Annotated in this window: 25 protein-coding genes, 1 tRNA gene and 2 pseudogenes; 16 read left to right on the top strand and 12 right to left on the bottom strand. The window is 58.6% G+C overall.

Annotated features, from left to right (window positions below; genetic code table 11):
* Positions 1 to 19 precede the first annotated feature (19 nt).
* The 3 genes and pseudogenes from AC0L7P_RS03575 to AC0L7P_RS03585 all read right to left on the bottom strand — a co-directional run bounded on the left by AC0L7P_RS03575 (position 20) and on the right by AC0L7P_RS03585 (position 7,084).
* Positions 20 to 931: a Hint domain-containing protein gene (locus AC0L7P_RS03575; protein WP_473434526.1), complete on the bottom strand. Its 912-nt coding sequence runs from the start codon at positions 929 to 931 to the stop codon at positions 20 to 22.
* Positions 932 to 1,056: 125 nt separating this feature from the next.
* Positions 1,057 to 5,585, bottom strand: a pseudogene (gene gltB / locus AC0L7P_RS03580) (glutamate synthase large subunit).
* A 65-nt stretch (positions 5,586 to 5,650) separates the two neighbouring features.
* On the bottom strand, positions 5,651 to 7,084 hold the full coding sequence (locus AC0L7P_RS03585; protein ID WP_473434527.1) for an NAD(P)-dependent oxidoreductase: 1,434 nt from the start codon (positions 7,082 to 7,084) through the stop codon (positions 5,651 to 5,653).
* 219 nt (positions 7,085 to 7,303) lie between these two features.
* Here AC0L7P_RS03585 and AC0L7P_RS03590 point away from each other — a divergent pair, with 219 nt between their 5' ends.
* On the top strand, positions 7,304 to 8,107 hold the full coding sequence (locus AC0L7P_RS03590; protein ID WP_473434528.1) for an undecaprenyl-diphosphate phosphatase: 804 nt from the start codon (positions 7,304 to 7,306) through the stop codon (positions 8,105 to 8,107).
* Here AC0L7P_RS03590 and AC0L7P_RS03595 read toward each other — a convergent pair.
* Positions 8,098 to 9,087 carry a complex I NDUFA9 subunit family protein gene (locus AC0L7P_RS03595; RefSeq protein ID WP_473435534.1) on the bottom strand — a complete coding sequence of 330 codons (990 nt, stop codon included), beginning with the start codon at positions 9,085 to 9,087 and terminating at the stop codon, positions 8,098 to 8,100. The genes AC0L7P_RS03590 and AC0L7P_RS03595 overlap by 10 nt on opposite strands.
* Positions 9,088 to 9,271: 184 nt before the next feature.
* On the opposite strand from AC0L7P_RS03595, the gene AC0L7P_RS03600 reads away from it, so the two are divergent.
* A tRNA-Leu gene (locus tag AC0L7P_RS03600) sits at positions 9,272 to 9,357 on the top strand.
* 251 nt (positions 9,358 to 9,608) lie between these two features.
* On the opposite strand, the gene AC0L7P_RS03605 is transcribed toward AC0L7P_RS03600, so the two are convergent.
* From AC0L7P_RS03605 to AC0L7P_RS03625, 5 genes are all read right to left on the bottom strand, one after another.
* Positions 9,609 to 10,181: a DUF1190 domain-containing protein gene (locus AC0L7P_RS03605; protein ID WP_473434529.1), complete on the bottom strand. Its 573-nt coding sequence runs from the start codon at positions 10,179 to 10,181 to the stop codon at positions 9,609 to 9,611.
* Between the two features lie 19 nt (positions 10,182 to 10,200).
* Positions 10,201 to 11,427: a glutathionylspermidine synthase family protein gene (locus AC0L7P_RS03610; RefSeq protein ID WP_473434530.1), complete on the bottom strand. Its 1,227-nt coding sequence runs from the start codon at positions 11,425 to 11,427 to the stop codon at positions 10,201 to 10,203.
* A gap of 97 nt (positions 11,428 to 11,524) precedes the next feature.
* Positions 11,525 to 12,580 (bottom strand): YeeE/YedE family protein, encoded by a 1,056-nt coding sequence (locus tag AC0L7P_RS03615; RefSeq protein ID WP_473434531.1) that lies wholly within the window; start codon positions 12,578 to 12,580, stop codon positions 11,525 to 11,527.
* A 45-nt stretch (positions 12,581 to 12,625) separates the two neighbouring features.
* A complete protein-coding gene (locus tag AC0L7P_RS03620; protein ID WP_473434532.1) occupies positions 12,626 to 12,961 on the bottom strand; it encodes an ArsR/SmtB family transcription factor in 336 nt (111 codons plus the stop codon).
* A gap of 7 nt (positions 12,962 to 12,968) precedes the next feature.
* On the bottom strand, positions 12,969 to 13,337 hold the full coding sequence (locus AC0L7P_RS03625; RefSeq protein WP_473434533.1) for a hypothetical protein: 369 nt from the start codon (positions 13,335 to 13,337) through the stop codon (positions 12,969 to 12,971).
* 70 nt (positions 13,338 to 13,407) lie between these two features.
* Here AC0L7P_RS03625 and AC0L7P_RS03630 point away from each other — a divergent pair, with 70 nt between their 5' ends.
* From AC0L7P_RS03630 to AC0L7P_RS03680, 11 genes and pseudogenes are all read left to right on the top strand, one after another.
* Positions 13,408 to 14,148 (top strand): cytochrome c biogenesis CcdA family protein, encoded by a 741-nt coding sequence (locus AC0L7P_RS03630; RefSeq protein ID WP_473434534.1) that lies wholly within the window; start codon positions 13,408 to 13,410, stop codon positions 14,146 to 14,148.
* 15 nt (positions 14,149 to 14,163) lie between these two features.
* Entirely contained in the window at positions 14,164 to 14,727 is a 564-nt protein-coding gene (locus AC0L7P_RS03635) for a thioredoxin family protein (protein ID WP_473434535.1), read from the top strand.
* 143 nt (positions 14,728 to 14,870) lie between these two features.
* Positions 14,871 to 15,344: a sulfur oxidation c-type cytochrome SoxX gene (soxX, locus tag AC0L7P_RS03640; protein ID WP_473434536.1), complete on the top strand. Its 474-nt coding sequence runs from the start codon at positions 14,871 to 14,873 to the stop codon at positions 15,342 to 15,344.
* A gap of 33 nt (positions 15,345 to 15,377) precedes the next feature.
* The gene (gene soxY, locus AC0L7P_RS03645; RefSeq protein WP_473434537.1) at positions 15,378 to 15,797 is read left to right on the top strand and encodes a thiosulfate oxidation carrier protein SoxY; all 420 of its coding nucleotides are present in this window, start codon (positions 15,378 to 15,380) and stop codon (positions 15,795 to 15,797) included.
* 20 nt (positions 15,798 to 15,817) lie between these two features.
* Positions 15,818 to 16,147, top strand: coding sequence for a thiosulfate oxidation carrier complex protein SoxZ (soxZ, locus tag AC0L7P_RS03650; protein ID WP_473434538.1), 330 nt, complete (start codon positions 15,818 to 15,820; stop codon positions 16,145 to 16,147).
* Between the two features lie 25 nt (positions 16,148 to 16,172).
* Positions 16,173 to 17,018, top strand: a complete 846-nt coding sequence (gene soxA / locus AC0L7P_RS03655; protein WP_473434539.1) for a sulfur oxidation c-type cytochrome SoxA — start codon at positions 16,173 to 16,175, stop codon at positions 17,016 to 17,018.
* Positions 17,019 to 17,113: 95 nt separating this feature from the next.
* Complete coding sequence (soxB, locus tag AC0L7P_RS03660) at positions 17,114 to 18,817, top strand: thiosulfohydrolase SoxB (protein ID WP_473434540.1); 1,704 nt, start codon at positions 17,114 to 17,116, stop codon at positions 18,815 to 18,817.
* 28 nt (positions 18,818 to 18,845) lie between these two features.
* Entirely contained in the window at positions 18,846 to 19,280 is a 435-nt protein-coding gene (locus tag AC0L7P_RS03665) for a DsrE family protein (RefSeq protein WP_473434541.1), read from the top strand.
* 44 nt (positions 19,281 to 19,324) lie between these two features.
* Complete coding sequence (gene soxC, locus AC0L7P_RS03670; RefSeq protein WP_473434542.1) at positions 19,325 to 20,593, top strand: sulfite dehydrogenase; 1,269 nt, start codon at positions 19,325 to 19,327, stop codon at positions 20,591 to 20,593.
* A pseudogene (locus tag AC0L7P_RS03675) lies at positions 20,577 to 21,613 on the top strand (c-type cytochrome). Before soxC ends, AC0L7P_RS03675 begins: the two are co-directional and overlap by 17 nt.
* A gap of 124 nt (positions 21,614 to 21,737) precedes the next feature.
* Positions 21,738 to 22,175: a DUF302 domain-containing protein gene (locus tag AC0L7P_RS03680; protein ID WP_473434543.1), complete on the top strand. Its 438-nt coding sequence runs from the start codon at positions 21,738 to 21,740 to the stop codon at positions 22,173 to 22,175.
* A 53-nt stretch (positions 22,176 to 22,228) separates the two neighbouring features.
* Here AC0L7P_RS03680 and AC0L7P_RS03685 read toward each other — a convergent pair whose 3' ends face one another.
* Together AC0L7P_RS03685 and AC0L7P_RS03690 are read right to left on the bottom strand one after the other, a co-directional pair.
* The gene (locus tag AC0L7P_RS03685; RefSeq protein ID WP_473434544.1) at positions 22,229 to 23,152 is read right to left on the bottom strand and encodes an MBL fold metallo-hydrolase; all 924 of its coding nucleotides are present in this window, start codon (positions 23,150 to 23,152) and stop codon (positions 22,229 to 22,231) included.
* Between the two features lie 147 nt (positions 23,153 to 23,299).
* Complete coding sequence (locus tag AC0L7P_RS03690) at positions 23,300 to 23,728, bottom strand: pseudoazurin (RefSeq protein ID WP_473434545.1); 429 nt, start codon at positions 23,726 to 23,728, stop codon at positions 23,300 to 23,302.
* 100 nt (positions 23,729 to 23,828) lie between these two features.
* On the opposite strand from AC0L7P_RS03690, the gene AC0L7P_RS03695 reads away from it, so the two are divergent.
* Positions 23,829 to 24,524: a Crp/Fnr family transcriptional regulator gene (locus tag AC0L7P_RS03695; RefSeq protein ID WP_473434546.1), complete on the top strand. Its 696-nt coding sequence runs from the start codon at positions 23,829 to 23,831 to the stop codon at positions 24,522 to 24,524.
* On the opposite strand, the gene AC0L7P_RS03700 is transcribed toward AC0L7P_RS03695, so the two are convergent.
* Complete coding sequence (locus tag AC0L7P_RS03700) at positions 24,521 to 24,829, bottom strand: DUF1858 domain-containing protein (RefSeq protein ID WP_473434547.1); 309 nt, start codon at positions 24,827 to 24,829, stop codon at positions 24,521 to 24,523. The two genes, AC0L7P_RS03695 and AC0L7P_RS03700, sit on opposite strands and share 4 nt — an antisense overlap.
* Before the next feature lie 32 nt (positions 24,830 to 24,861).
* On the opposite strand from AC0L7P_RS03700, the gene AC0L7P_RS03705 reads away from it, so the two are divergent.
* Together AC0L7P_RS03705 and AC0L7P_RS03710 are read left to right on the top strand one after the other, a co-directional pair.
* A complete protein-coding gene (locus AC0L7P_RS03705; protein ID WP_473434548.1) occupies positions 24,862 to 25,314 on the top strand; it encodes a c-type cytochrome in 453 nt (150 codons plus the stop codon).
* Between the two features lie 67 nt (positions 25,315 to 25,381).
* The gene (locus AC0L7P_RS03710; protein WP_473434549.1) at positions 25,382 to 26,725 is read left to right on the top strand and encodes a cbb3-type cytochrome c oxidase subunit I; all 1,344 of its coding nucleotides are present in this window, start codon (positions 25,382 to 25,384) and stop codon (positions 26,723 to 26,725) included.
* Positions 26,726 to 26,728: the final 3 nt, after the last annotated feature.

A 26,728-nucleotide genomic window follows, 5' to 3' on the forward strand; every position in this document is an offset into this window, starting at 1 on the left:
AGAACAGCGTCAAGCCACCCTAGCGGGCCAGCACCGCCGCCTCGCGGCCGCGGATCACCGGACGGGCCATGGACCACGCACCATCATGGCTGCGTTGGTCGAAATCGGGGAACAATTCACGCAATTCGGCCATCACGGCGGCATCTTCGTCAGTCACCGCATCGCCGGGGTGGAAACTTTCACAGGCGGCATTCTCGGCAAAGACAATTTCGTGCCGGTCGAACAGCAGATGCCAATATGTCACCTCGGGGCAGGGGGCCAGCGTGATATCGCGGCCGTTAACCAGATGCTTGGCGGCAGCCAGGATTTCTGTCGTTCCGAAATAGAGTTCGGCCATAGGCCCGCGCAACAGCATCCGGTGTTGTTGGCTGACCCGCAACGCGCGGGTGTTGCCGATGGTCCCAGCCGCAAAATGCACCGGGGCAAGAACACCCGCACCGCGCACGGTGCTGCACCCGATCCAACGCACGGTCTGCACGTTGTTGTCGCGGGTCTTTACCTCGTCGCCGACCGCGATATCGTCAACCGGGCGCATGCCTTGGGGCGTGCGCAACCGGGTGCCGGTCACAAGACACGATGGCCCGGTTTGCGACACCAAAAGCGGGCCTTGAGTGGTCACCCATGTCGTGCTGGTCAGGGTGCCGTTTTGCAGAACCTGACCGTCCGTCGGCGTGAAATATTGAATGCCACTGGCGGTATAAAACGTGATTCCCGTGTAGGTAATGGTCTCCGAACCGGTGTCGATGGTCACGGTATCCCCGGGATAGGATTGCGTGACATCGGAACCGTTCACCGAGTCGCCGTTGAACCGATCCACGTCGCCGTCATTGTTGGCATCGGTAATATCCAACCGTTCAAAGGTAACGGTGCTTCCCATTGTTGGCGGGTTCGCCGGATCGAAACTGAAAAATTGTTCGCGAAAAGTCGCCATGGTTTCGCCTCTGACTGCTCAATATTGGTTTTCTTACCACCATGTCAGAAACAACCGGTTAATTCCACTGCGATGAAAGCCCCGCCTTTTCAGGCGAGGCTTTTGCGGTTTTCATGCGTCACCGCTCATTCGGCGGGAATTGCCGTGTCCTCCATGCCAAGGGGCGCTGGCAGATGGGCCAGCATTTCCTTGGGGCAGATCTGAAGAAAGTGATGCTGTGTCTCGGCCCAGTTCTGCAGGATCGTGGCGCCCCGGCGGCTGCCGGTTTCCGCAACGTGACGCGTGATCAGCCCGTGGAGCTGATCCAGCCAGTGATCCACCTGCACCGGACAGGTGACCAGCGTTTCGCGATTGATCAACGCCTCGGCCGCACCTTCGGGATCATAAAGATAGGCCATGCCACCGGTCATCCCGGCCCCGAAATTGGTGCCGATCCGGCCCAGAATCACGGCAACGCCGCCGGTCATGTATTCACAACCGTTGCTGCCGCAACCCTCGATCACCACCATCGCGCCCGAGTTGCGCACGGCGAACCGTTCACCGGCACGCCCCGCCGCGAACAGATAGCCGTTCGTTGCACCATAAAGCACGGTATTGCCGATGATCGTGTTGTCGGCGGCGGTCAGCGGCGATGCCATGGGGGGCGCACGACGATTGTTCCCCCCGACAGGCCCTTGCCCACATAATCGTTGGCATCGCCCGACACTTCGATCTTCAGTCCCGGCGCGGTAAAGGCGCCAAGGGATTGCCCCGCCGATCCGGTCAGCTTTACCGTCAGGTGGTCGGGTTGCAGGTTATTGCGCATCCCGAACCGGCGCACGATGTGGCTTGAGGTGCGGGTGCCGACCGTGCGGTGTGTGTTCTGCACCGCATAGGAAAGCTGCATCTTTTCACCGTCATCAAGGAACCGCGCGGCATCCTTGACGATTTCGGCATCCAGCGTATCGGGCACCGCGTTGCGATCCTTGTTGCGGTCATAGATGATCGACTGGGCGCCATCGACCGTGACAAGCAGCGGATTGAGATCCAGATCATCCAGATGGGCGCTGCCGCGCGACACCTGAGACAACAGATCGGCCCGCCCGATGACTTCGTCCAGCGACCGCGCGCCGATGCTGGCCAGAATTTCGCGCACTTCCTGCGCATAGAAGGTGATCAGGTTCACCACCTTGTCCGCGGTGCCGGTGAATTTCTCGCGCAGCTTGTCATCCTGGGTACACACACCCACGGGGCAGGTGTTGGATTGGCACTGGCGCACCATGATACAGCCCATGGCGATCAGGGCCGCGGTGCCGATGCCGTATTCCTCGGCCCCCATCATCGCGGCCATCACGATGTCACGCCCGGTGCGCAACCCGCCATCGGTGCGCAATGTCACCCGGCCCCGCAGGTTGTTCATCGCCAGAACCTGATGCGCTTCGGTCAGGCCCATTTCCCACGGCAGACCGGCATATTTGATGCTGGTCGCGGGGCTGGCCCCGGTGCCGCCGTTGTGGCCGGAAATCAGGATGATGTCGGCCTTGGCCTTGGCCACGCCAGCGGCGATGGTGCCAACCCCGGATGAGGCCACCAGTTTCACCGTCACCTTGCAGCGCGGGTTGATCTGTTTCAGATCGTAAATAAGCTGGGCCAGATCCTCGATACTGTAAATATCGTGGTGGGGCGGCGGGGAAATCAGGGTCACGCCGGGGGTTGAAAGGCGCAGCCGGGCGATCAGCTCGGTCACTTTCATGCCGGGCAACTGGCCGCCTTCGCCGGGCTTGGCCCCCTGGGCGACCTTGATTTCCAATTCTTCGCATTGGTTCAGATATTCCGCCGTGACGCCAAACCGCCCCGATGCCACCTGTTTGATCTTGGCGCTGGGGTTGTCGCCGTTCGGTTCGGGAACGAAATGCGCCGGATCTTCGCCGCCCTCGCCGGAATCCGACTTGGCGCCAATCCGGTTCATTGCCACGCTCAGGGTCTTGTGCGCCTCGGGCGACAGTGCGCCAAGTGACATGCCCGGCGTCACAAACCGTTTGCGGATCGCGGTGATGCTTTCCACCTCTTCCAGGGGCACAGCATTGCCCAGGGGTTTGATATCCAGCAGATCGCGCAGATGGATCGGCGGGTTGCTGCGCATCTTGGCGCTGTATTGCTTCCACATCTGGTAGGACGCGCGATCACAGGCCGATTGCAGCATGTGCATCGACGTTGCCTCCCACGCGTGGGTTTCGCCGCTGCGGCGTGCCTTGTAAAACCCGCCGATGGGCAAAACATCCTGCCCCCCGCGCCAGCCCTTGGCGTGAACCTCTTCGGCCTTGAATTGAATGCCCGACACACCGATGCCCGAAATCCGGCTGTGCATTCCGGGGAAATATTCGGCGCACATGGCGCGCGACAGGCCGACCGCCTCAAAGTTCAGCCCGCCACGATAGGACGACACGACCGAGATTCCCATCTTGGCCATGATTTTCAACAATCCCTGATCGATGGCATTGCGATACCGGCTGACGGCCGTGGTCAGATCGCAATCCAGCAACCCCCGCGCTATCCGGTCGGCCAGTGAATCTTCGGCCAGATAGGCGTTGACCACGGTGGCGCCACAACCGATCAGCACGGCAAAATAATGGGGATCAATACATTCCGCACTGCGCACGTTCAGCGAACAGAAGGTCCGCAACCCTTGCCGCGTCAACCATGAATGCACGGCAGAGGTGGCCAGAATCATCGGCATCGCCACGCGGGTCTCGCCCTGATGCTGATCGGTCAGAACAAGATGCCCGGCACCGCTGCGCACGGCATCTTCGGCCTCGGCGCGGATGCGGCGCAACGCGTCGGACAGCGTCCCGCCCACAGGGAAAGTGCAATCAATTTCCGTGCAGGGCGTGTTGAAAGCGGCCAGAAGGCGGGTGAACTGCGCATTGCCCATAAAGGGGCTGTCCAGCACCAGAATTTCGGTCTGGCTGCTGTTTTCGTCCAGCACGTTCTTGAGGTTTCCGAACCGGGTTTTCAGGCTCATCACCCGATATTCCCGCAGGGAATCAATCGGTGGGTTGGTGACCTGAGAAAAATTCTGCCGGAAGAAATGGCTCAGGGGGCGGTATTTGGTGCTGAGCACCGCCGAGGGCGTATCATCCCCCATCGAGGCCAGCGTTTCCTTGCCATCCTCGGCCATGGGCGCCAGAATTTGCTCCAGCTCTTCAATGGTATAGCCGGCCGCGATCTGACGGCGGCGCAGTTCGGCGCCGGAAAACAGCGGCGCTTCGCTTTCGCCGGCCAGTTCATTGTCCAGCTCGCTGATCCGCGCGACCCAATCCGAGAATGGCAATGCCGCGGCCAGCTTGTTCTTGATGTCAACGTCGTGAAACAGAACACCCTTGTGCATATCCACGGCCAACATCTGACCCGGGCCAAGGGCGCCTTTTTCGACCACGTCGGCCTCATCCACCGGGACCATTCCGGCCTCGGACCCGGCAATTACCATCCCGTCGCCCGTCACCACATAGCGCATGGGGCGCAGACCGTTCCGGTCAAGGCCCGCGCAGACCCAGCGCCCATCGGTCATCGCCAGCGCGGCAGGGCCATCCCAGGGTTCGATCACCGAGTTGCAATAGGAATACATATCGCGCCAGGCGTCGGGCAAATCTTCGGCCTGCTTGCTCCAGCTTTCGGGCACCATCATGGTTTTGGCCATGGGGGCCGACCGGCCCGCGCGCACCAGCACCTCGAACACCGCATCCAGGGCGGCCGAATCGCTCGATCCCTGGGCCACGATCGGTTTGATGTCTTCGGCCATGTCGCCAAAGGTGCTGCTGGCCATGCGGATTTCGTGGGATTTCATCCAGTTGAGGTTGCCCTTCAACGTGTTGATTTCGCCGTTATGGGCCAACATGCGGAACGGTTGCGCCAGCCACCATTGCGGGAACGTGTTGGTTGAATACCGCTGATGATAGATCGCAAAGGCGCTCTCGAACCGTTCATCCTTCAGGTCGGGATAGAATTCGGCCACATCCTGCGCCAGCATCATTCCCTTATAGATGATCGACCGGCATGACAGCGACGCCAGATAAAGCTGCGCGACACCGGCGGCGGCGGCGGCCTTTTCGATCCGGCGGCGGATGACGTACAGCTCGCGCTCAAACGTTTCTTCATCCACGCCCTTGGCGTTGGAAATCAGGATCTGTTCAATCTCGGGGCGCGTCGCGTTGGCCTTTTCGCCCAGAACGTCGATGTTTACCGGCACATGGCGCCAGCCGTAAATGTTGTAGCCCATGCGCAGAACTTCGCTTTCCACGATGGTCCGGCATGTTTCCTGCGCGCCAAAATTGGTGCGGGGCAAAAACACCTGACCCACGGCGATCAACTGATCCTCGCGGGGGATATGGCCTGTGCGCTTGATCTGATCGTAAAAGAATTTTACCGGGATCTGCACGTGAATGCCTGCGCCGTCGCCGGTGCGGCCATCGGCATCCACCGCGCCCCGGTGCCAGATCGCCTTGAGCGCGGCAATCCCGTTTTCCACCACCTGACGGGTGGGTTTGCCATTCACCGTCACCACAAGGCCGACGCCGCAGGACGCATGTTCGTCGTCATCGCGGTACAGCCCGTTTTCGGCCATCCATGCGCGTTTGGCTTCCTCGGCGGCAACCCATTCGGCATCATATTTGGTCATGTCGTTCTTCCTCTCCGAAAAGGGCCGAAGCCATTATTCACTGTCCAGTAAACGCCAAAAAAGGGTCATTCGGCGGCGATGCTTGCCGCGCCGCTGATGTATTCCAGCATCGCCTCGGCGGCCTCGCGACCATCGCGGATTGCCCAAACCACAAGGGATGCGCCCCGCTGGATATCGCCACAGGCATACACGCCCTCAAGGCTGGTTTCGTGGGTCTGGAAATCGGCAATCACCGTGCCCCAGCGGCTGACCTCCAGCCCTTCAACGCCCCACAGCTTGGGCAGATCCTCGGGCTCAAACCCCAGGGCCTTGATCACCAGATCGGCGTCTTCGATGTAATCCGACCCTTCGATCACCTCGGGCATCTGCCGCCCGGTTGCATCGGGATCGCCCAGGCGCATCTGCTGGGTCATCACGCCGGTTACGGCATCGCCGGCAAACCCTTTGGGCGCGCTCAGCCAGACAAATTCAACGCCTTCTTCCTCGGCATTGGCCACCTCGCGCTGGCTGCCCGGCATGTTGGTTTTGTCCCGCCGGTACAGGCATTTAACCGATTCTGCCCCTTGCCGAATGGCCGTTCGCAGGCAATCCATGGCCGTATCACCGCCGCCAATCACCACCACCTTTTTGCCAGCGGCGTTCAGATCGCCACTGTCAAAATCCGGCACATCATCGCCAAAGCTTTTGCGATTGCTGGCCGTCAGATAATCAATGGCTCGCACGATGCCTTCGGCACCGGACCCGGGGCCGTTCAATTCGCGCGACTTGTAGACGCCCGTGGCGATCAGTACGGCATCATGTTTGCCCCGGATTGCATCAAACGACAGATCAACGCCCACATCACAATTCAGAACAAAGCTGACACCGGCCTGTTCCAACTGTGCAATGCGCTGCATTATCACATCTTTTTCCAGCTTGAAGCTTGGAATCCCATAGGTCATCAACCCGCCGGCGCGATCATAGCGGTCATAAACCGTCACCTGCACCCCGGCGCGGCGCAGGGCATCCGCCGCCGCCAGACCGCCCGGCCCGGCGCCGATAATCCCCACCGATTCCGACCGTTCGCCGCTGTTCGTGATCGGCTTGACCCAGCCCTGTTCCCACGCCGTGTCGGTCAGATATTTTTCGACCGCGCCGATGGTCACCGTACCGTGGCCCGCCTGTTCGATCACGCAGTTGCCTTCGCACAAGCGATCCTGCGGGCAGATCCGGCCGCAAATCTCGGGGAAGGTGTTCGTTGCCTGCGCCAGTTCATAGGCTTCCTGCAACCGCCCTTCTGCAGTAAGGCGCAGCCAGTCTGGAATGTTGTTGTGCAGCGGGCAGTGGCTCTGACAATAGGGCACGCCGCATTGGCTGCACCGTGCGGCCTGCTCTGCGGCTTTTTCGCGGGCGAACTCGCCGTAAATCTCGTCGAAATCCTTTCGACGCAAATTGGGTGCACGTTTTTCGGGCATATCCCGTCCCACGTCCACAAATTTCAGCATCACGTTCTTGGCCATGAGAGAAATCCCCAATCTAAAGCTTTCGCGCCTTCTTTAAGGCGGTCCGATCCAAAAGAAAAGTCACTTATGCTGACCTAAATGCAGAAAAATTTCTGACACCCGCCTGGAATCTGCGATACATGTTGATTTATAGGTAACTTATGCTGCCATATTATTAATTTCCCAACGCCAATTCAAAGCCTTATATCCGGGGTCAAAACAGCCAGGCATCTGCACATGACAACGTTCCATCTTCTGCTGATCGCAATCGTTCAGGGCATTACCGAGTTTTTGCCAGTCTCTTCATCGGGTCATCTGATTCTGTTGCCCCATCTCACAGGCATGGCGGATCAGGGGCAGGCCATTGATGTTGCGGTGCATATCGGCACCCTTGGCGCGGTGATCCTCTATTTCTGGTCTGACGTAAGGATGGGCCTTGCCGGCCTGCCCAACGTGTTGCGCGGTCGGGTGGAAACCCCGGGCGACCGGCTGGCCCTTGGCCTGATTGTCGGCACGGTCCCGGTGGTTATCCTTGGCCTGATCATGAAACTGACCGGCCTTGATGACATGCTCCGTTCCACCGCCGTTATCGGCTGGACCATGCTGATTTTCGGGCTTGTCCTCTATTGGGTCGATCAAAGGGGCGACACCACGAAAACCGCTGAAAACTGGACGTTGCGCGACGCACTGATTATGGGGTTGTGGCAGGCCATTGCCCTGATCCCCGGCACGTCCCGGTCAGGCATCACCGTTTCGGCGGCGCGGATGCTGGGCTATAAGCGAGAGGATGCGGCACGGCTGTCCATGCTTATGTCGATCCCGACAATTCTGGCATCCGGCATTCTTTTGGGGGCAGAGGTGGTGAAGGACGCCAATTTTGCCATCCTTCACGACGCCGCCATCGGTGCATTCTTTGCCTTTATTTCGGCACTTCTGGCGCTGTCACTGATGATGCGGCTGCTGAAATCGGTCAGCTTCACGCCTTATGTGATCTACCGGGTGATCCTCGGGGTGATCCTGCTGGCCATCGCCTATGGCTGACGGGTGCGCAGGTTCTTGGCAGACCTTTTGATTGCCGCATATTGCCCGGATGGACGAAAGCGCCACAGATATTCCGGCAGCACCGCCTCGGTTGCTGTCGGTCTGATCCCCAGCGCGGCAAATCCTTTGGCGTCGTCGACCACCACATTGTCATGGCGCAAATTACGCACCTGATCGGCGGTGAACGGCCCCGAGATCAACCCGCCCGACAGCTTGCCAATCAGGTCAAACCCCCACGCCTGGAGGCGCGCCAGCGGGAACGGAATATTCATCACCAGACGCCGCCGCTGAATCGTCGTCAGCATCTCGTCCATGAGGGCGCGGAACGTGGCCACATCCGGGCCGCCCAGCTCATAAACGCCACCGTCAGCCTGCCCCAAAGCGCCCATGACAGCAACCTTCGCGACGTCATCCACATAGACCGGCTGAAATCTGGTGTCGGCGCCGATTACCGGCAGGATCGGGCCAAACCGGGTCAGGCTGGCAAAGCGGTTAAAGAACTGATCTTCTGGCCCAAAGATGATAGAGGGGCGCAGGATCATCGCATCAGGCATATGTGCCAAAACGTTCGCCTCGCCTTGTGCCTTGGTGCGGGCATATTCGCTATCGCTCTCGGCATCGGCCCCGATGGCCGAGATATGCACCATCCGCGCCACGCCCATTGATGCGGCGATCCGCGCCACACGTCCGGCACCGTCGGCCTGTACCGCTTCGAATTGCTGCTTGCCACTTTCGGCCAGAATACCCACACAGTTCACCACCGCGTCGGCGCCATTCATCACGGCGCGCACCGAATTGTCGTCGCGGATGTTGCAGAACACCGGTTCGACCTGACCAACGGCGCCATAAGGGCGAACGAACATGGCCAGATTGGGATGGCGCACCGCAACACGCACACGCCAACCGGCCTTGGCCATCCGTCGCGCCACATACCGCCCGACAAAACCCGAGCCGCCAAAGATCGTGACAAGGTTCGACATATCGTAGTCCCACACAGTTTGTTGCCCCATGGTTTAAGCGCCCCCCCAATGGCACAAGGCGCAATTCACACTCAACCTTTCCACCGTGTCCGGGAAATACGTCTTCAAATGGATAAACTGCGGTATCTGCATGCGAATCCCGTTGACACCCCCAAACCCCTGCCGTAAATCGCACCCCACGGTGGCCCAGGTGGCGGAATGGTAGACGCGCTAGCTTCAGGTGCTAGTACTGGCAACGGTGTGGAGGTTCGAGTCCTCTCCTGGGCACCACTTTAATCGGATGAACTCGGATAGCGGGTGCAAATTTATTCCGATCACGGGCAGATCCCGCCGCCGATTGCAGCAGAAAGCTCTATCATGATCGCCGGAACTTGTGAGCGCTGGTTAGGCTGAGCGGTTCATGGTCCTGTCCTTCGTGGGGGCAGCAATTCATGAACCACTTTGGCGTTGTGGGTTCATACGATAAATGCCGGACGTGGGTTGGCGCTGCCACGCCCGACACGAGTGTCTGACTCGCGATTTCAGCCGCCAAAGCCCCGGCTGCTGCCAAATCCGCCGCGTGAAGCGGCGGTGGCGCGGCTCATCGGGGGTTTGCCGACAGTGGCGGCGGGGCGGTTGAATTGCCCGGCGCCCAGTTTCGCCTTGCCCGAATTGCTGGAATAGGTGGTGGTGCCTGCCGGCCCCGCAAAACCACCCCCGGGCGTGCGATAAAGGGGTTGTGCGCGCGCCGTTCCCGCCCGGTTCGACAGCATGCTGCCAACCAGATACCCGGCCATGAGTGGCATGAAGATGCCGCCGGATCCGCTGCCGCCGCTTGCCTGTGCCTCGCTGCCACAGGCGCCCTCGCCGTGCTGTTCTTCGCAGACTTGCAGGCTGTCATAACGGGGCGCGGTTTCGACGTGCAATTCCTGCGCCTCGTCAAAGGCGGTGTCACAATCCGCAGCGGTCAGCAGGCCACCGTTCAGCGCCGCACGTTCGCAGCTTTCGCGGTCAGGAAAGGCCTGTGCGTCAACCTGTTCTTCCTGACAGCCGCTCAGGGCAAAGGCGGCGGCCCCGACGATGCAAAGCGCAACCTTGTGCGAACGTTTTCTCATGAGGGCGTCCTTTCAGCGGTCAGTTCTGAATGTAATGGGGTTTGAAACGGGACAGATCCCGGGTGATGCGGCTGGCGTCGTCGCGCAGGCCCATGCCGACACAGGTTTCGCCGACGATCCATGCGCCGATCACCGGGCGAAACCCGCCAAACACGGGCAGGGGGGCATAGGCCTGAACGATACGCGGATGCGCACCATACTCGCCATCGGGCGAGATTTCCAGCGGCGTGCCGTCCTGCATGATCCGCACTCCGGCGCCTTCGCGTGAAAAGATCGGTTTGGAGACATGACCGTGGGTCAGCACATCGCGGGCGCGGCCAAAGGCATCGGCAACCTGCGGGGCGGGGGGGCCATGACCGTCAATCGCGTCGCGGATGTCGGCCTCAAAGAATGCGGGCAACAGGTTTGGATGCCCTTCGAACATCTGCCACAGCACCGGCAGCAGCCCCTTGTTGGACAGCAGCGCCTTCCAGGGTGGTTCGATCATCTGACAGCCCGACGCCTGAATGTGATCGGCATAATCATCGCGCAGAAGGTCTTCCCATGGGTACAGTTTGAACAGGGCGCCGATCACCCGGTCTTCGTCATCCAGAAACTGCCCGTCGGTGCTGATCGCGATTTTTTCCAGATCGGTATAATGGGCGCCCAGATCGGCCGCGCGCGCGGCCCAGCCCAGGCATTCGACGGTGCTGTAATCCTCGGGGTTGCCGGTGGCCGCGGCAAAGTGCAGGTCGGTTCCGACGGGAAACATTTCGCCGAACCGTTCAATCAGGGCCTCGTGGATGCCGTTGAACTGATCGCAGCCTTCGGGCAGTACGCCGCGTTCAAGCTGCGTCTCGAACCACGCCCATTGGAACGACGCGCTTTCATACAGCGATGTCGGCGTGTCGGCGTTGTATTCCAACAGCTTGGCGTCGCCCTTGCCATCATAGGCCAGATCGAACCGGCCATACAGCTCGGGGTCGCCCCTGTTCCAGCTTTCAGCGACCAGATCGCGGTGCGCCTCGGGAATGGCGAGGCGGGTCATCAATTCTTCGCTGGTTATGATCTGGGCCACCGCCTCGCGGCACATGGCGTGCAGTTCGGTTGACGGGTCTTCGATCCGGTCCTCAACCTCGGACAGGGTAAAACAATAGGCCGAGGTTTCATCCCAATAGGGTTCGCCGTGCATGTCGGCAAAGGTAAAGCCCAGCCTCTCGGCCTCGGCGCGCCAATCGGGGCGTTCGGGAAGATCGGATTTTCGCATTGCACCCTCATATCGGTTCGTCACTACCTAGGGGTGGGGCGGGCGAAATGACAGGGGGATCCTGCACGAAGTGGGGTTTGCGCCGGAAACAGGCGCCTCAAACGGAAGGGGCGAACCCCAGAATCAACTGGCGCAGGCCAATCGCCGCGCCTGCCAGGATCGAGATGAGAGTGAGGGGCGCGCTGTAGGCGAGCACCGAGAAGGCAGACAAACCCTGCCCGACACTGCACCCGATTGCGACCACGGCCCCGACCCCCATGAGGGCGGCGCCCAGTATCTGACGGCGAAGTTCGCGCGGGTCATCGCAGGCTTCCCAGCGAAAATGGCCCTTGATCAGACTGCCCAGCAATGCCCCCAACAGCACCCCGACCACCGAGCCGGTTCCAAAACCGATCGAGTTGCCAGATGATGTCATGGCGAACAGAACCGTTTCCCCGATGGGGGCCGAAAACGTGTGGCTGACGACGGATGTGGCATCAAAGCCGTTGCTGGCAACCCATTGCGTGCCGGCCCACCCGGAAACAATCGCCAACCCGGCGATGATGCCCCAAAAAACATGGCTGAACGACGCCCGCAGATTACGATCAAGCAGGGTCAGCCCAAGGATGGCGCAGCCGATTGAAATGCCGATGAATTCAGTCGAAAACCCGGTGTAATTCCCAAGGATGTGGGCAAAGGACGGAATGTCGTTTGGGGGTTTGGGGGCGCCAAAGGCCCAGAGGCGCAGCCCCGAAAGTGGCCCGCCCAAAGTGACATAGGCGGAAATGCCCATGACCAGAACGATCAGCAAAGACCGCAGATCGCCACCACCAACCCGCGCCAGCGCCCCATATCCGCAGTTCCCCGCCAGGGCCATTCCATAGCCGAACAGAAGGCCGCCGAAAATGTTGGCGACAGGGTTCCAGCTTCGTTCAAGGTAAAGGGTTTGTTCGAGATTCAAAAAACCTGCGGCAGAAAGACCATAAGTGCCCACAATGGACACCCCGATGGCAATTCCCCACATGCGCAGGCGAAGCGTGCTTTCGCCATAATACAGGTCTTCGATGGCCCCGAGGGTGCAGAACCGCCCCAGACGCGCGGCCAGCCCCAGCAACATGCCGCCAAACAGGCCGACAAGTGCCACAAACACAGGCTCTGAAATCACATCGAGCATTGTCGCGATCCAACTTGCAATCTGCGACCGGCGAGAAACATCGCCTTACTTATTGCGACAGAACAAATCGTAGACAACTTCCATGATCTGTCTTGGCCGGTCGTCTGCAAGGCTGTAATAAATGGTTTTGCCGTCCCGTCTGGGCGTGACCAAACCTTCAAGGCGCAGACGTGACAATTGTTGTGACACCGCAGCCTGGCGTGCGGACAGCAACGATTCAAGCTCGGTCACGGATTTTTCGCCAGAGGCGAGATGGCACAGGATCATCAGGCGGCCTTCGTGGCTTATCGCCTTGAGAAAGTTGGACGCCTGCATGGCGCTGGCCGCCATCTTATCCATGTCTTCCGCGCACATATTTGTATCGAAAACCGGGAGGCCCATGTTTTCCTCATCCTGTCATATCAATGTTGGCATTGACGAGCATCTGCTCCAGAAATCCCCAGAAGAAATCTTCGCCGGGATACCCTTCGATGCGCGAAACCTCGTGGCCATCAACCACAAGAACGAAAGTGGGGGTGAAATGCAGCGCGCGTGCAAAGGTTATGTCGGTGCTTGGCGCGGCGCGGATGTCGATCCGGCGCAGGGGGGCGGCCTTGCCCTCGTTGGTTTTGGGATAGATGTGCGATATTTCGTCATTCCACCGGGCACACCAGACGCAACCCTGTTCCTCGATCATAATCAGCGCGGTATCAGCAGCCGAACCGACCGTTGACGCCACCAGCAACACAGTGCCCAGAAAGAGTTGACGAATGAACATTCGAAATTGACCTTTGTTGATTAGATATCATAATATGAATATGTGAATTATACAAGGGCGGGCACCGGATATGATGGAAATTACGTTGGTCGGCGCTGCTTTTGCGGGCTTGTTGTCGTTCCTGTCACCCTGCATCCTTCCGATTGTGCCGTTCTATCTGAGCTATCTCGCCGGTGTCGGGATGAATCAGATCTCGGCCGACGCCAGGATAGACGGAAAAACACGGCTGCGCGCGGTGCTTGCCGCGAGCTTTTTTGCCGCCGGGGTCATCACGATTTTCATGGGGCTGGGGGCGGCGGCGACGGTGTTCGGGCAGGTGGTGCGCGAATACTTTGATGTGTTGCGCTGGGTGGCGGCGGCAATCATCATTGCCATGGGGCTGCATTTTCTGGGGGTGATCCGGATCGGTATCCTGTACCGCCAGTTGCGCGCGGATGCAGGCAATACCTCCAATGTCAGCCTGATCGGCGCCTATGTCATCGGGCTGGCCTTTGCCTTTGGCTGGACACCCTGTGTCGGGCCGGTGCTTGCCGCGATCCTGTTCACGGCGGCGGGTGCGGAAACCGCATCGAATGGCGCCTGGCTGTTGTTTGTGTATGGGCTGGGAATGACCGCGCCGTTCATTCTGGCGGCCCTGTTCATCGGACCATTCATGCGCTGGATGTCACGGTTCCGACGGCATCTGGGGATGATCGAAAAGGTCATGGGCGCGATGCTGATTGTATTCGGCCTTTTGATTGCCACCAATTCGATGAATTATATCGCACAATGGATGCTTGAAATCGCGCCGGATATTGGCGTCCTGCGCTGATCGGGAGGACTTGGGATGAGAACACTACTTATTGCGTGCGCTGCGCTGTGCGCCATGACGTTTGGCGCGCTTGCCGCCGAACTTGGTGACGACGGTTTGCACAAAGAGCCGTGGATGCGGGATACCTTCAAGGATCTTCGTGACGACCTTGCCGAAGCAAAGGCCGAGGACAAGCGGCTTATGGTGATCATCGAACAGCGCGGCTGTATTTATTGCACCAAGATGCACGAAGAGGTGTTTCCCGTCCCCGAGATCGCGGACTATATCAACGAGAATTATTTCGTCATTCAGATCAACATGTTCGGCGATGTCGAGGTCACCGATTTCGATGGCACCGCCTTGCCCGAAAAAGACATGGTCAAAAGGTGGGGCGCGTTGTTCACGCCGATGATCCTGTTTCTGCCCGAAGAGGTAGAGGACGGCGTGACCGCCGCGCAGGCCGCTGTTGCACAGATGCCCGGGGCGTTCGGGCGCCACACGACGTTCGACTTGCTCAACTGGGTTGTAGAAAAAGGGTACGATGGCGACGAAAGTTTTCAAAAATATCACGCCCGAAAGATTGCCGAGCAATCTCAATAAGGTATCGTGGGCGCGGGCAGGTGACCTGCGCCTTTGAGGATCAGATAGTAAAATTCATGTAAGTGAATTCGTTGTTGCGCCGGGCTGCCTTTGCGCGTTAGGGTGCGACAAAGTGTACGGAACTTTAGTGTTTGGGAGGACGCATGAAGATTTCTTTCATTGGGGCTGTCGCCATCGGGATTATCGGCTCGGGTGTGCAGGCCGAAGAGGTTCTGCCAACTGCTGTGGCTTATACTGACGGTGCGGTTGAAATGTCTTTGTCGGGCGTGCCCGGCGATGCTGCGAACGGTCGCCTGATCGTGGGCGACAAGAAGAAAGGCAACTGCGTGGCGTGCCATCAGGTTTCGGATCTTGCCGATGTTCCGTTCCAGGGTGAAATCGGCCCAATGCTGGATGGTGCGGGCGCGCGGTGGAACGAGGCCGAACTGCGCGGCATCGTGGCCAATGCAAAGATGACATTCCAAGACAGCATGATGCCGTCTTTCTATAAGACCGAAGGCTTCATCCGTCCCGGCAATGCCTATACCGGCGAAGCGGCCGACGAAACCTTTGGGCCGCTTCTGACGGCGCAACAAATCGAAGACGTGGTGGCCTATCTGTCCACGCTGAAAGAATAGTCAAACCCTTCGGGGAATGAAGGAGAGCAATTCATGGAACTGACGAGACGGAACGCCATCGTTCTGGGTGCAAGCGCGCTTTTTGTTGCGGGTCTGCCCAAACAGGGTGCTGCGGCCACCAGCGATGAGGCGATCGCGGCTTTTACCGGCGGCGCGGATGTCGGCACGGGCGATATCAAGCTGACGGCGCCGGAAATCGCCGAAAACGGCAATACCGTGCCAATCGAGGTATCGTCGGATTCGGCGACCGAAATTCTGGTTCTTGCGCTGGGGAATCCAACTCCGAAGGTCGCGACCTTCAAATTCGGCAAGCTGTCCGGGGCAAGCGCCGCATCAACGCGCATCCGCCTTGCCGGAACGCAGGATGTGGTCGCCATTGCCAAGCTTGCGGACGGATCGTTCGTCAAGGCATCAAGCACGGTGAAAGTTACAATCGGCGGCTGCGGCGGCTAAGGTTCGAAGGAGAGACTAACATGGCATCCGGTGTAAAACCCCGCGTCAAGGTTCCGAAATCTGCTGAGGCAGGTGAGGTGATCACCATCAAGACGCTGATCAGCCACAAGATGGAATCCGGCCAGCGCAAAGACGATGACGGCAACGTCATTCCGCGTTCGATCATCAACCGTTTCACCTGTGACTTTAACGGTGAAAATGTTTTGGACGTGACGCTGGAACCTGCGATTTCGACCAATCCTTTTCTGGAATTCGAGGCGCGTGTCCCCGAGGCCGGTGAATTCAAGTTCACCTGGTATGACGATGATGGATCGGTCTACGAGGAATCCAAAAAGATCGCCATCGGCTGAACGGCAAAGTCTTGGGAGGGACATCATGAGAATACTGACGGGAGCCATTCTGGCTACATTGCTGACAACCGCCGCAGCCTTTGCGGACCCGGTCGACGACACGCTGATCCTGAATGGAGAGACAGAGTTGGTAACCCGGACAGCGGCGCCGGCGCATCTCTCTGATGTACTGGACGAGGTGATGTCAGGCTGGCTTTTTCGCGGTACAGAAACCCGGGCGATGCAGGCCGATGATTTTGACAACCCGGGCATGATCTTTGTCGAAGAGGCAGAAGAGGTCTGGAATACTGCGGATGGCACCGAAGGGAAATCCTGCGCCAGTTGTCATGGCGACTCGGCGGATATGGCCGATGTGCGGCCCACCTATCCCAAGTGGAACGAAGCGGCAGGCGAGGTTCGCACGCTGGAAATGCAGATCAACGATTGCCGCGAAAACCGGATGGGCGCAGAGCCGTGGAAATATACCGGTGGCGACATGGTGAACATGACGGCGCTTCTGGCCTCTGTGGCGCGTGGCAAGCCGGTGAATGTTGCGATTGACGGGCCTGCCCATGCAACATGGGAGCAGGGCAAAGAGCTGTATTATACCCGCACCGGGCAGCTTGAACTGTCCTGTGCCAACTGCCACGAAGACAACTATGGCAGGATGATCCGCGCCGACCACCTTTCGCAGGGACAGATCAACGGCTTTCCCGTCTACCGCCTGAAAAACACCAAGCTGAACGCCGTACAATCCCGGTTCAAAGGCTGTGTGCGCGATACCCGGGCCGAAACGTATAAACCCGGCAGCCCCGAGTTTGTTGCGCTTGAACTGTATGTCGGTTCACGCGGAAATGGCCTGAGCGTCGAGGGCCCCGCCGTCCGTAACTGATTTTCCTGACGGCCCCACCCATTTGATGGCGTGGGGCTGTTTCCTCTCAATCCTATTCATAAATGCGCATACGTGCGCATGATTCGGAGCCTCAAATGATCTCTCGTCGCGATTTTTTGCAGACCAGCATGGCCGCCGCCGCCATCTATGGCACCTCGGGTTTTGGAAATTGGGCAAGGGTCGCTGCGCAGCAGGCTCTGACACAGGATAAGCTGCTGGAATTCGACACGTTCGGTAATGTGTCGTTGATCCATATCACCGACATTCACGGCCAGTTGAAACCCATCTATTTCCGCGAACCTTCGGTCAACATTGGTGTGGGCGCCAACAAAGGCGCCGTTCCCCATGTTACGGGTGCGGATTTCAGGAAACTTTACGGTATCGATGATGGCAGCCCGTCGGCTTATGCGCTGACCTATAACGACTTTGCGGCGCTGGCGCAGGGCTATGGCCGCGTTGGCGGGTTGGATCGGGTTGCAACCGTGATCAATTCCATCCGTGCCGCCCGCCCTGACGCCCTGCTGCTGGATGGCGGCGATACATGGCATGGCAGCTATACCTGTTATCAGACCGCCGGGCAGGACATGGTCAACGTCATGAACGCCCTCAAACCCGATGCGATGACGTTCCACTGGGAATTCACGCTGGGATCTGAGCGGGTGAATGAAATCGTCGAGGGCCTGCCGTTTGCGGCCCTTGGGCAGAATATCTTTGATGCCGAATGGGATGAGCCGACCGAACTTTTCCCGCCTTACAAGTTCTTTGAACGTGGTGGGGTCAAGATTGCCGTTATCGGTCAGGCGTTCCCCTATATGCCCATCGCAAATCCGGGGTGGATGTTCCCGGAATATTCCTTTGGTATCCGCGATGAACGGATGCAGGAAATGGTCGACGAGGTGCGCGCGAAAGGCGCCGAACTGGTGGTGTGTCTCAGCCACAATGGCTTTGACGTCGATAAACAGATGGCGGGCAAAGTGAGTGGGATTGATGTAATCCTGTCGGGCCACACCCATGACGCGCTGCCCGAACCGGTTCTGGTTGGCGAAACGATCATCGTCGCCTCGGGGTCGAACGGTAAATTTGTCAGCCGTGTTGATCTGGATGTGCGCGATGGCCGGATGATGGGGTTCCGCCACAAACTTATTCCGATTTTTTCCGATGTGATCACGCCGGATGCCGAGGTGGCCAAGGTGATTGATGCGCAACGCGCGCCCTATCAGGATGCGCTGTCCGAGGTGATAGGCCGCACCGCCGACGATCAGACACTTTACCGGCGTGGCAACTTCAACGGCACATGGGATGATCTGATCTGCGACGCCCTGATTTCAGAGCGCGAGGCCGATATTGCCCTGTCGCCCGGTGTGCGCTGGGGGCCGTCCATTCTGCCCGGTCAGGACATCACCCGCGAGGACATCTGGAATGTCACCTCGATGACCTATGGTCAGGCCTACAGAACCGAAATGACCGGCGAATTTCTTCATGTGGTTCTGGAAGATGTGGCCGACAACCTGTTCAACCCCGATCCCTATTACCAGCAGGGCGGCGATATGGTGCGCGTTGGCGGGCTTGGTTATCGCATTGATATTACCAAACCGCAGGGCGAACGGATCACGGAAATGACCCTGCTCAAGACAGGCGAGGCGATTGATCCCTCCAGAACGTATCAGATCGCAGGCTGGGCATCGGTCAACGAAGGCACCGAAGGCCCGCAGATCTGGGATGTCGTCGAGGCGCATATCGCCCGTCAGGGGACAATATCACTTGATCCGAACAACAGCGTGAAAGTGGTTGGAGCATAATCCAACCCGTTAAAAAGGGAGAGAAGATATGATGAAGATGATTGGTGGCGCCTGTGTCGCGGCGATGCTTGCAACGGGCGCATGGGCCGAAGGTGTGACGCATCATGTGGCAATTCATGTGGATCAGAACGACCCGCATGTCATGAACATGGCCCTGAACAACGCCGAAAACGTGACCAGCTATTACGAGGGCAAGGGCGATACCGTCGTGATCGAACTTGTCGCCTATGGCCCCGGCCTGAACATGTTTGTCGCGGACAAAAGCCCGGTCAAAGACCGCATTTCCACCATGTCACTGGGGATGGACAACCTGACGTTTTCCGCCTGCGCCAACACCCTGGCCGGCATGGAAAAGAAAGCGGGCAAAAAGATTTCGCTGATGGATGAAGCCGAAGTGGTGCCATCGGGAATCGTGCGGCTGATCGAGTTGCAAGAGAATGACTATGCTTACGTCCGGCCCTGATTTTTTCCGGCTTGATGTACGACCCTAACTGAAAGGAATTTGCGATGACGAACAAATCGTCACGTCGAGAGTTTCTGGCAAGCGGTATCGTGGCAGGCGCCGCGATTTCCACCGCCGGAAGCGCACAGGCCAAGACGCCGGACCCGTTGATCACAGAGGTTCAGCCTTGGGCGCAGTCCTTTGGCGATGGGGTGGATGCAACGCCCTATGGCCTGCCTATCGAATATGAAAGCGATGTTATCCGCCGCAATGTTGATTGGCTGACGGCCGACACGGTAAGTTCGGTCAACTTCACGCCCATTCATGCCCTTGATGGCACCATCACCCCGCAGGGTTGCGCGTTCGAGCGGCACCATTCCGGCGCGATCGATCTGAAAAAAGAAGATTACCGTCTGATGATCAATGGGTTGGTGGATACGCCTTTGGTGTTCACTTATGCTGATCTGGAGCGGTTCCCCCGACAAAACCATGTGTATTTCTGCGAATGTGCCGCGAACACCGGCATGGAATGGGCAGGCGCGCAGTTGAACGGTGCGCAGTTCACCCATGGCATGGTTCACAACATGGAATACAGCGGCGTTCCCCTGCGCACCCTGCTGGAGGAAGCCGGGTTGGATACTGCGGGCGACCTGAAAGACAAATGGGTCTATGTGGAAGGGGCCGATGCCTCGTCCAACGGCCGGTCCATTCCGATGGAAAAGGCGTTGGACGATGTGCTTGTCGCGTTCAAGGCCAACGGCGAGGCCTTGCGCAAGGAACACGGCTATCCCGTGCGCCTTGTCGTTCCGGGTTGGGAAGGCAACATGTGGGTCAAATGGATCCGCCGGATCGAGGTCATGGATGGCCCGGTCGAAAGCCGCGAAGAAACCAGCAAATACACAGACACGCTGGAAAACGGCATCAGCCGGAAATGGACATGGGTGATGGATGCGAAATCCGTCGTCACCAGCCCCAGCCCGCAAGCGCCGATCAAACATGGCAAGGGGCCACTGGTGATCACCGGGCTTGCATGGTCCGGGCGCGGTGCGATCACCCGTGTGGATGTTTCAAAAGACGGCGGCGTGACTTGGGAAACGGCCCGTCTGGCAAAGCCGGGCGAGAAAATGGCGCTGGCCCGGTTTTATCTCGATACGGATTGGGATGGGTCAGAAATGATGCTGCAATCGCGCGCCATGGACGACACCGGTTATGTCCAGCCCACCAAAACCCAGTTGCGCGCGGTGCGGGGCGTCAATTCGATCTATCACAATAACTGCATCCAAACCTGGTTGGTGCGTCCTAACGGCGAGGCTGAAAATGTCGAGGTTTCTTAAATCCACAGCTTTGATCGTTGCGGCGTCGTTGGGTGTCGTGGGCGGGCCGGCGTTTGCCGAAACCTTCGGTTTGGGTCGCCCGGCCTTACCCGCCGAGATTGCAGCCTGGGATCACGACATCAGCCCTGATGGCACCGGGCTTCCTGCCGGATCGGGCGATGCCCTGATCGGAGAAGAGCTGTTTGCCGACAGATGCGCATCCTGCCACGGTGATTTTGCCGAAGGGATCGGCAACTGGCCCAAACTGGCGGGGGGGCCGACACGCTCGATCACGATGACCCGCTCAAGACGGTCGGATCCTACTGGCCACACCTGACGACCGCCTTTGATTATATCAGACGGTCCATGCCCTATGGCAACGCCGGGACGTTGAGCGATGATGAAGTTTACGCAATCCTTGCCTATATCCTTTATTCGAACGACCTGATCGAGGATGATTTCGTCTTGTCGGATGAAACGCTTCTGGATGTTGAGATGCCCAATGCGGACGGGTTCATCGTCGATGATCGGGCGGAAACGGAATATGCGCAATGGACGGGCGAACCCTGCATGACAAAATGCAAGGACGAGGCCAAAGTGACCATGCGGGCGATGGTTCTGGATGTTACCCCAGACGTGGTTGATACCACCCCAGACGCCGCGCAAACGCCGGAAGAACCGGAAACCGCCGCCGCCGAGGAAACCGCCGCCGCCTTTGACCCAGAGCTGGCGGCAGAGGGTGAAAAGGTGTTCAGGAAATGCAAATCCTGCCACCAGATCGGGGAAGGGGCCAAAAACAGAACCGGCCCGATCCTTACAGGTGTCGTCGGCCACCCGGCGGCTGGGGTTGACGATTTCAACTACTCTACCGCACTTTCCGAAGCGGCTGACGCCGGGTTGATCTGGACAGAAGACGAACTCGCGGCATTCCTTGAAAAACCACGGGCCTATCTGAAGGGCACAAAAATGAGCTTTGCCGGCCTTCGCAAAAAGGACGATCAGGTTGCCGTCATCGAGTATCTAAAGTCGGTGGCCGACTGAGGGCCGGGCGTTATGCAGTGCAATAGCGGCCTGTCATGATACGCTCGTCGGGGCGCCTTGATGAAAATCCGGGCGCTTCATCGGATTTTTGGTCAGATTGACCAACGAATGGGAGAATCACATCATGCGATCACTTTTGTTGGGCGGCTTTCTGCTCGGGGTTTCTGCGGGCATTGCGACGGCGGACGGGGCAACGACGACCTATCCGTTTAACGGCAGTTTCGAGGACGCGATCTTCAGTCTGGAAAACGCCATTATCGGCAAGGGCCTGGTGGTGGAATATGTCAGCCATGTTGGTGAAATGCTGGATCGCACCGGCGCCGATGTCGGCAGTGACGTAAAGCTGTTCGACAATGCGGAAATATATGTCTTTTGCTCTGCCGTTGTGTCCCGCCATGTGATGGAGGCCGACCCGATGAATGTCGCCTTTTGCCCTTACAGCGTGTTCGTTGCAGACCGCGAAGGGCAGGTCACGATCGGCTATCGCAAGTATCCCGAAGGGCCGATGCAAGAGGTTCAGACCCTTCTGGATGAGATCGCAAAAGACGCGGTGGCGGAATAAAGCGTCACGTTTCCTGCGCTGGCCATGGCCTGTGGCACCGGCCAGCGCGCCCCTTACAAGGCCGTCGGAACAAAGGCATAGCCATCTGACGTGCTGTCAACATAGCCAACACCGTTGCCAATCAGGTGATACCCGATCACGCGCGTCTTTTCATGGGCAAGCTGATCCATGAGCGAGACCCGTGTTTTGGCGGCCAGTTCCGGGTCTTGATCCGAGCCGGAATTCCAACCGGGGCGTGCAAAGGCAATGTGATGGTTTCCGATGCAATCCCCAAGGATCATCACCGAATCCGATCCGTCCCGCACCTCTAGCGACATATGGCCGGGCGTATGCCCAAAGGTCGCGCGGGCGGCGACACCGGGCATGATTTCATCGCCGTCGTTAAAGAAAGCAACGCTGTCTTCGATCATTTTCAGTCTGCGGGCGGCCCCCACCGCAAACGAAACACGGGTTTCGTCGATGTTATCCACGGTATTGGGGTTTACCCAGTAATCCCATTCGGTCTTGCCGATCATATAGGTTGCCTGGGGAAACAGCGGATCATCAAAATCATCCAGCAGCCCCCACAGGTGATCGGGGTGGGCATGGGTAAAGACGACATCGGTGATGTCATCGGGGGTGACCCCCAGCGCGTCAAGTGAGTCCAGCAGGATGCCGGCGCTGGGCGAAAAGTCCGGCCCCGAACCGACATCAAACAGCACGGTCCGATCCCCGCGCCGCATGAGTGTTACATTGCACGGCGGGGTCAGAACATCGGCAGGTTGGTCATATTTCGCAAGGATCGGCGCAAGTTCATCTTTGGGCATCGGTCCGAAAATGAAACTGCCCGGCAGGGTCAGGTTGCCATCGCTGACCACATCCAACCGGGTATTACCCAGAGCAAGTTGGGCATGGGCCAGACCGGGCAACAACCCCAACGTGGTGCCTGCCGTCAGCCCGGCGCCCCCTGCAAGAAAACTCCGTCTGGTAAATGTCATCGCCGCCTCCCAAATTCTCTTATTGGAATATGAACGAATGTTCGGCGGCGGGCAAGTTTATAAGGCCTGCGACGGGCGTTCTCAAAACGCAAACGGGGCCGCGCCTTTGGCGCCGCCCCGCATGATTGCCCAATCGGGAAGGATTGGTTATTTCACCTGCGCAAAAAGATCGTCCATGCGTGTTTTCGCCTTGCCACGCTGTTTGACGCCTTCGGCAGCCTCAAGGTTTGTCGCATCGCCCACCTGGATCAGGGCGACCATGCCCATGGCATAGTGAGGGGTGCATTTGACGCCATAAAGACCCTCGGCATCGACCGTCAGTTCAAATTCGTCATTGAACTTGGTCTTGAACGCTTCCACCCCATCGGGCAGCATCCCCTTGATGCTTTCCACGTTGTGCCCCTTGTCGGTGGGAATAAAGTGGATCACGTCGCCGGGCTGCGCGGCAACAAAGGCGGGTTCAAACACCATCGCCCCTGCTTCGCCCTTGTTCATCATGTGAACCTCATGGGTTTCGGCATTCACCGCTCCGGCTGCAATAACCAGGGCTGCGCTCATCAACAGAGTTTTCATCATCGGATTTTCCTTTCGTCGTCATCCGGTTGTTTTGTCTGACGCTGATGTGGGGTATCAGCGGGGCGCGGACGTTGCTCTGAAACAAACTCCTGGGATATTCGTGTCAAAACTTGATGAAACTCTTCTGACCAACCTGCCGCCCTTTTGTCGTCTCGAACGGCCGCAGATTCGCGAGATCCTGGATCTGGCCACCCCACGCCGGTTTGACGAAGGCACGGCGATTTTTCGTGAAGGGCACGGGGTAGACCGGTTTTATCTGTTGCTTGACGGGTATCTGCGTGTTGTGCGCACCACGCCGGACGGCGATCAGATCATCGTGCTGCATATTTCCCCGGGCCAGCTTTTTGGCATCGCTCCGGCATTGCAACGCGATACCTATCCGGCAACCGCGATTGCGGCGGCAGAATCGCTTGCCCTGTCATGGCCTGCCCGGCTCTGGCCCAGTTTCACCGAAAAATACGAAGGGTTTGCCACCGAAAGTTACCGCACCGTGGGGCAACGGATGGGGCAGGTTCAGGAAACGCTGACCGAAATGGCAACACAGGCGGTCGAAAAACGCGTGGCGGCGGCTGTGCTGCGGATGGCGACCCAAAGCGGGCGCAAAACCAGCGAGGGTATCGAAATCGCCTTTCCGGTCACCCGGCAGAACATCTCGGATATGACCGGCACGACGCTGCACACTGTCAGCCGCCTGTTGTCGGCCTGGGAAAAGAACGGCATCGTCCGCTCTACCCGCAAACATATCGTGGTGACTGACCCTCACCACCTGGTGATGATCAGCGGCGCACAGGGCTAATCCGGAATCCCGGCGATTCGGCGCAACTCGGCGCGAAACTCCGGCTCGCTGAGCGCGTGTTCATCGCAGGCCTCGCTGATTCCGTGAAAGGGCGCGATGGGGCAGCCGGGGCACAGCATGCCGCGCTCAAGAAAGGCCGCTGCTGTTTTTGGCCAGCGTCTGAACAGGTCAGACAGCGTCAGGTCTGGATTGTCGAAATCGGTGCGACGCATCTGCTCCTCCATCAGAACCGATATTTTGCCGCGCTCTTTCTTGGTGTTCTTTGCGCCAGCGCAATAAGCGAACACAACCATGCCGATATTCACCGGTCATCGGAAATTGTCACCGGGACCGCGACATGTCAGAAATTCTTACCAAAACCCGGGCCAGGAACGTGTTCTACGGAGGATCCATTTTCTTCGTCGTCGTGTTCATCGCCCTGACGGTGCACAGCCACCGTTACATCGTCCAGAAATCGACCGCCGGAATGCCGCTGTCCGATGCAGTGATTCTGGGCAAACATGTGTGGGAGCGGCACTCCTGCATCAATTGCCACACCCTGCACGGCGAAGGCGCCTATTTCGCGCCTGAACTGGGGAATGTGATGACCCGCTGGGGCGCGACGGACGACCCTGAACTGGCTTATGAAATCCTCGATGGCTGGATGCAGGCGCAACCGTCGGGCATCGAGGGCCGTCGCCAGATGCCCCACTTCGAGATCACCGATGAGGAAATGCGCGGCCTTGCCGAATTCCTCCGCTGGGCCGATCAGACCGACACCCAGGGCTGGCCGCCGACCGACGCAGGCTGAGAGAGACATGCGCGATCCGAAAACCGCAAACCGGGGTTCGGGCCAAATCGCGCGTCAGGAGAACAAAATGAAATATAAATCGCAAAAAGTGGCATATGCCTACTTTCTCACGGCCATGGGCCTGTTTGCAATTCAGGTGTTGGGCGGGCTTCTGGCCGGGTGGATCTATGTATCGCCCAACACCCTGTCAGAGGTGCTGCCGTTCAACGTTATCCGGATGATCCACACCAACGCCCTGATCGTCTGGCTGCTGCTGGGGTTCTTTGGTGCCGCCTATTACCTGATCCCCGAGGAATCCGAACGCGAGATTTTCTCGGTCAAGCTGGCCTATCTGCAACTTGTCATTCTGGTGGTTGGCACCCTGGGGGCTGTCGGCTCTTATCTTGTGGGCATCCATGGCGGGCGCGAATTTCTGGAGCAACCGCTCTGGGTTAAATTCGGCATTCTCGTTGCGGCGGTGATCTTTCTGTTCAACGTGTCGATGACGGTTCTGGCCGGGCGCAAGACGGCGATCACCAACATTCTGATGATGGGGCTGTGGCTGTTGTCGCTGCTCTGGGTCTTTGCCTTCATCAACCCGGACAACCTGTCGCTTGATAAAATGTACTGGTGGTTTGTCGTACACCTCTGGGTTGAGGCGACATGGGAGCTGGTCATGGCGGCGATCCTTGGGTTTCTGATGCTGAAACTCACCGGGGTCGACCGTGAAGTGATCGAAAAGTGGCTTTACGTCATCGTTGCCACCGCCCTGTTTTCGGGCATCCTTGGCACTGGCCACCACTATTACTGGATCGGCGCGCCTGGTTATTGGCAGTGGGTCGGTTCGATCTTTTCGGCCTTTGAGGTGGTTCCGTTCTTTGCGATGATGAGCTTTGCGTTCCTCATGGTCTGGAAAGGGCGCAAGAACCACCCCAACAAGGCGGCGCTTCTGTGGTCGCTTGGGGCATCGACCGTTGCGTTCTTTGGCGCGGGCGTCTGGGGGTTCCTGCACACGTTCCACGGGGTGAACTTTTACACCCATGGCACCCAGATCACGGCGGCCCACGGGCACCTGTCGTTCTATGGGGCTTATGTGGCGCTTAACCTGGCAATGTTCACCTATGCCATGCCAGTGCTGCGGGGCCGCGCGCCCTATAATCAGGTGCTGAACATGGCGTCTTTCTGGCTGATGACGGGGGGCATGGCGTTCATGACCTTCACGCTTACCTTTGCCGGAACCATCCAGACCCATATGCAGCGGATCATCGGTGATTATTACATGGATGTGCAGGACGATCTTGGTCTGTTCTACATGATGCGTTTTGGGTCAGGCGTGGCGGTTGTTCTGGGAGCGCTGTTGTTCATCTATTCGATGCTGGTGGTGCGCCGCGAAGTTGTGAAACCCGGCCCCATCGCGCAACCGGGGGAATAGGCA

This window comes from Oceaniglobus sp. K40-3, from assembly GCF_055808395.1.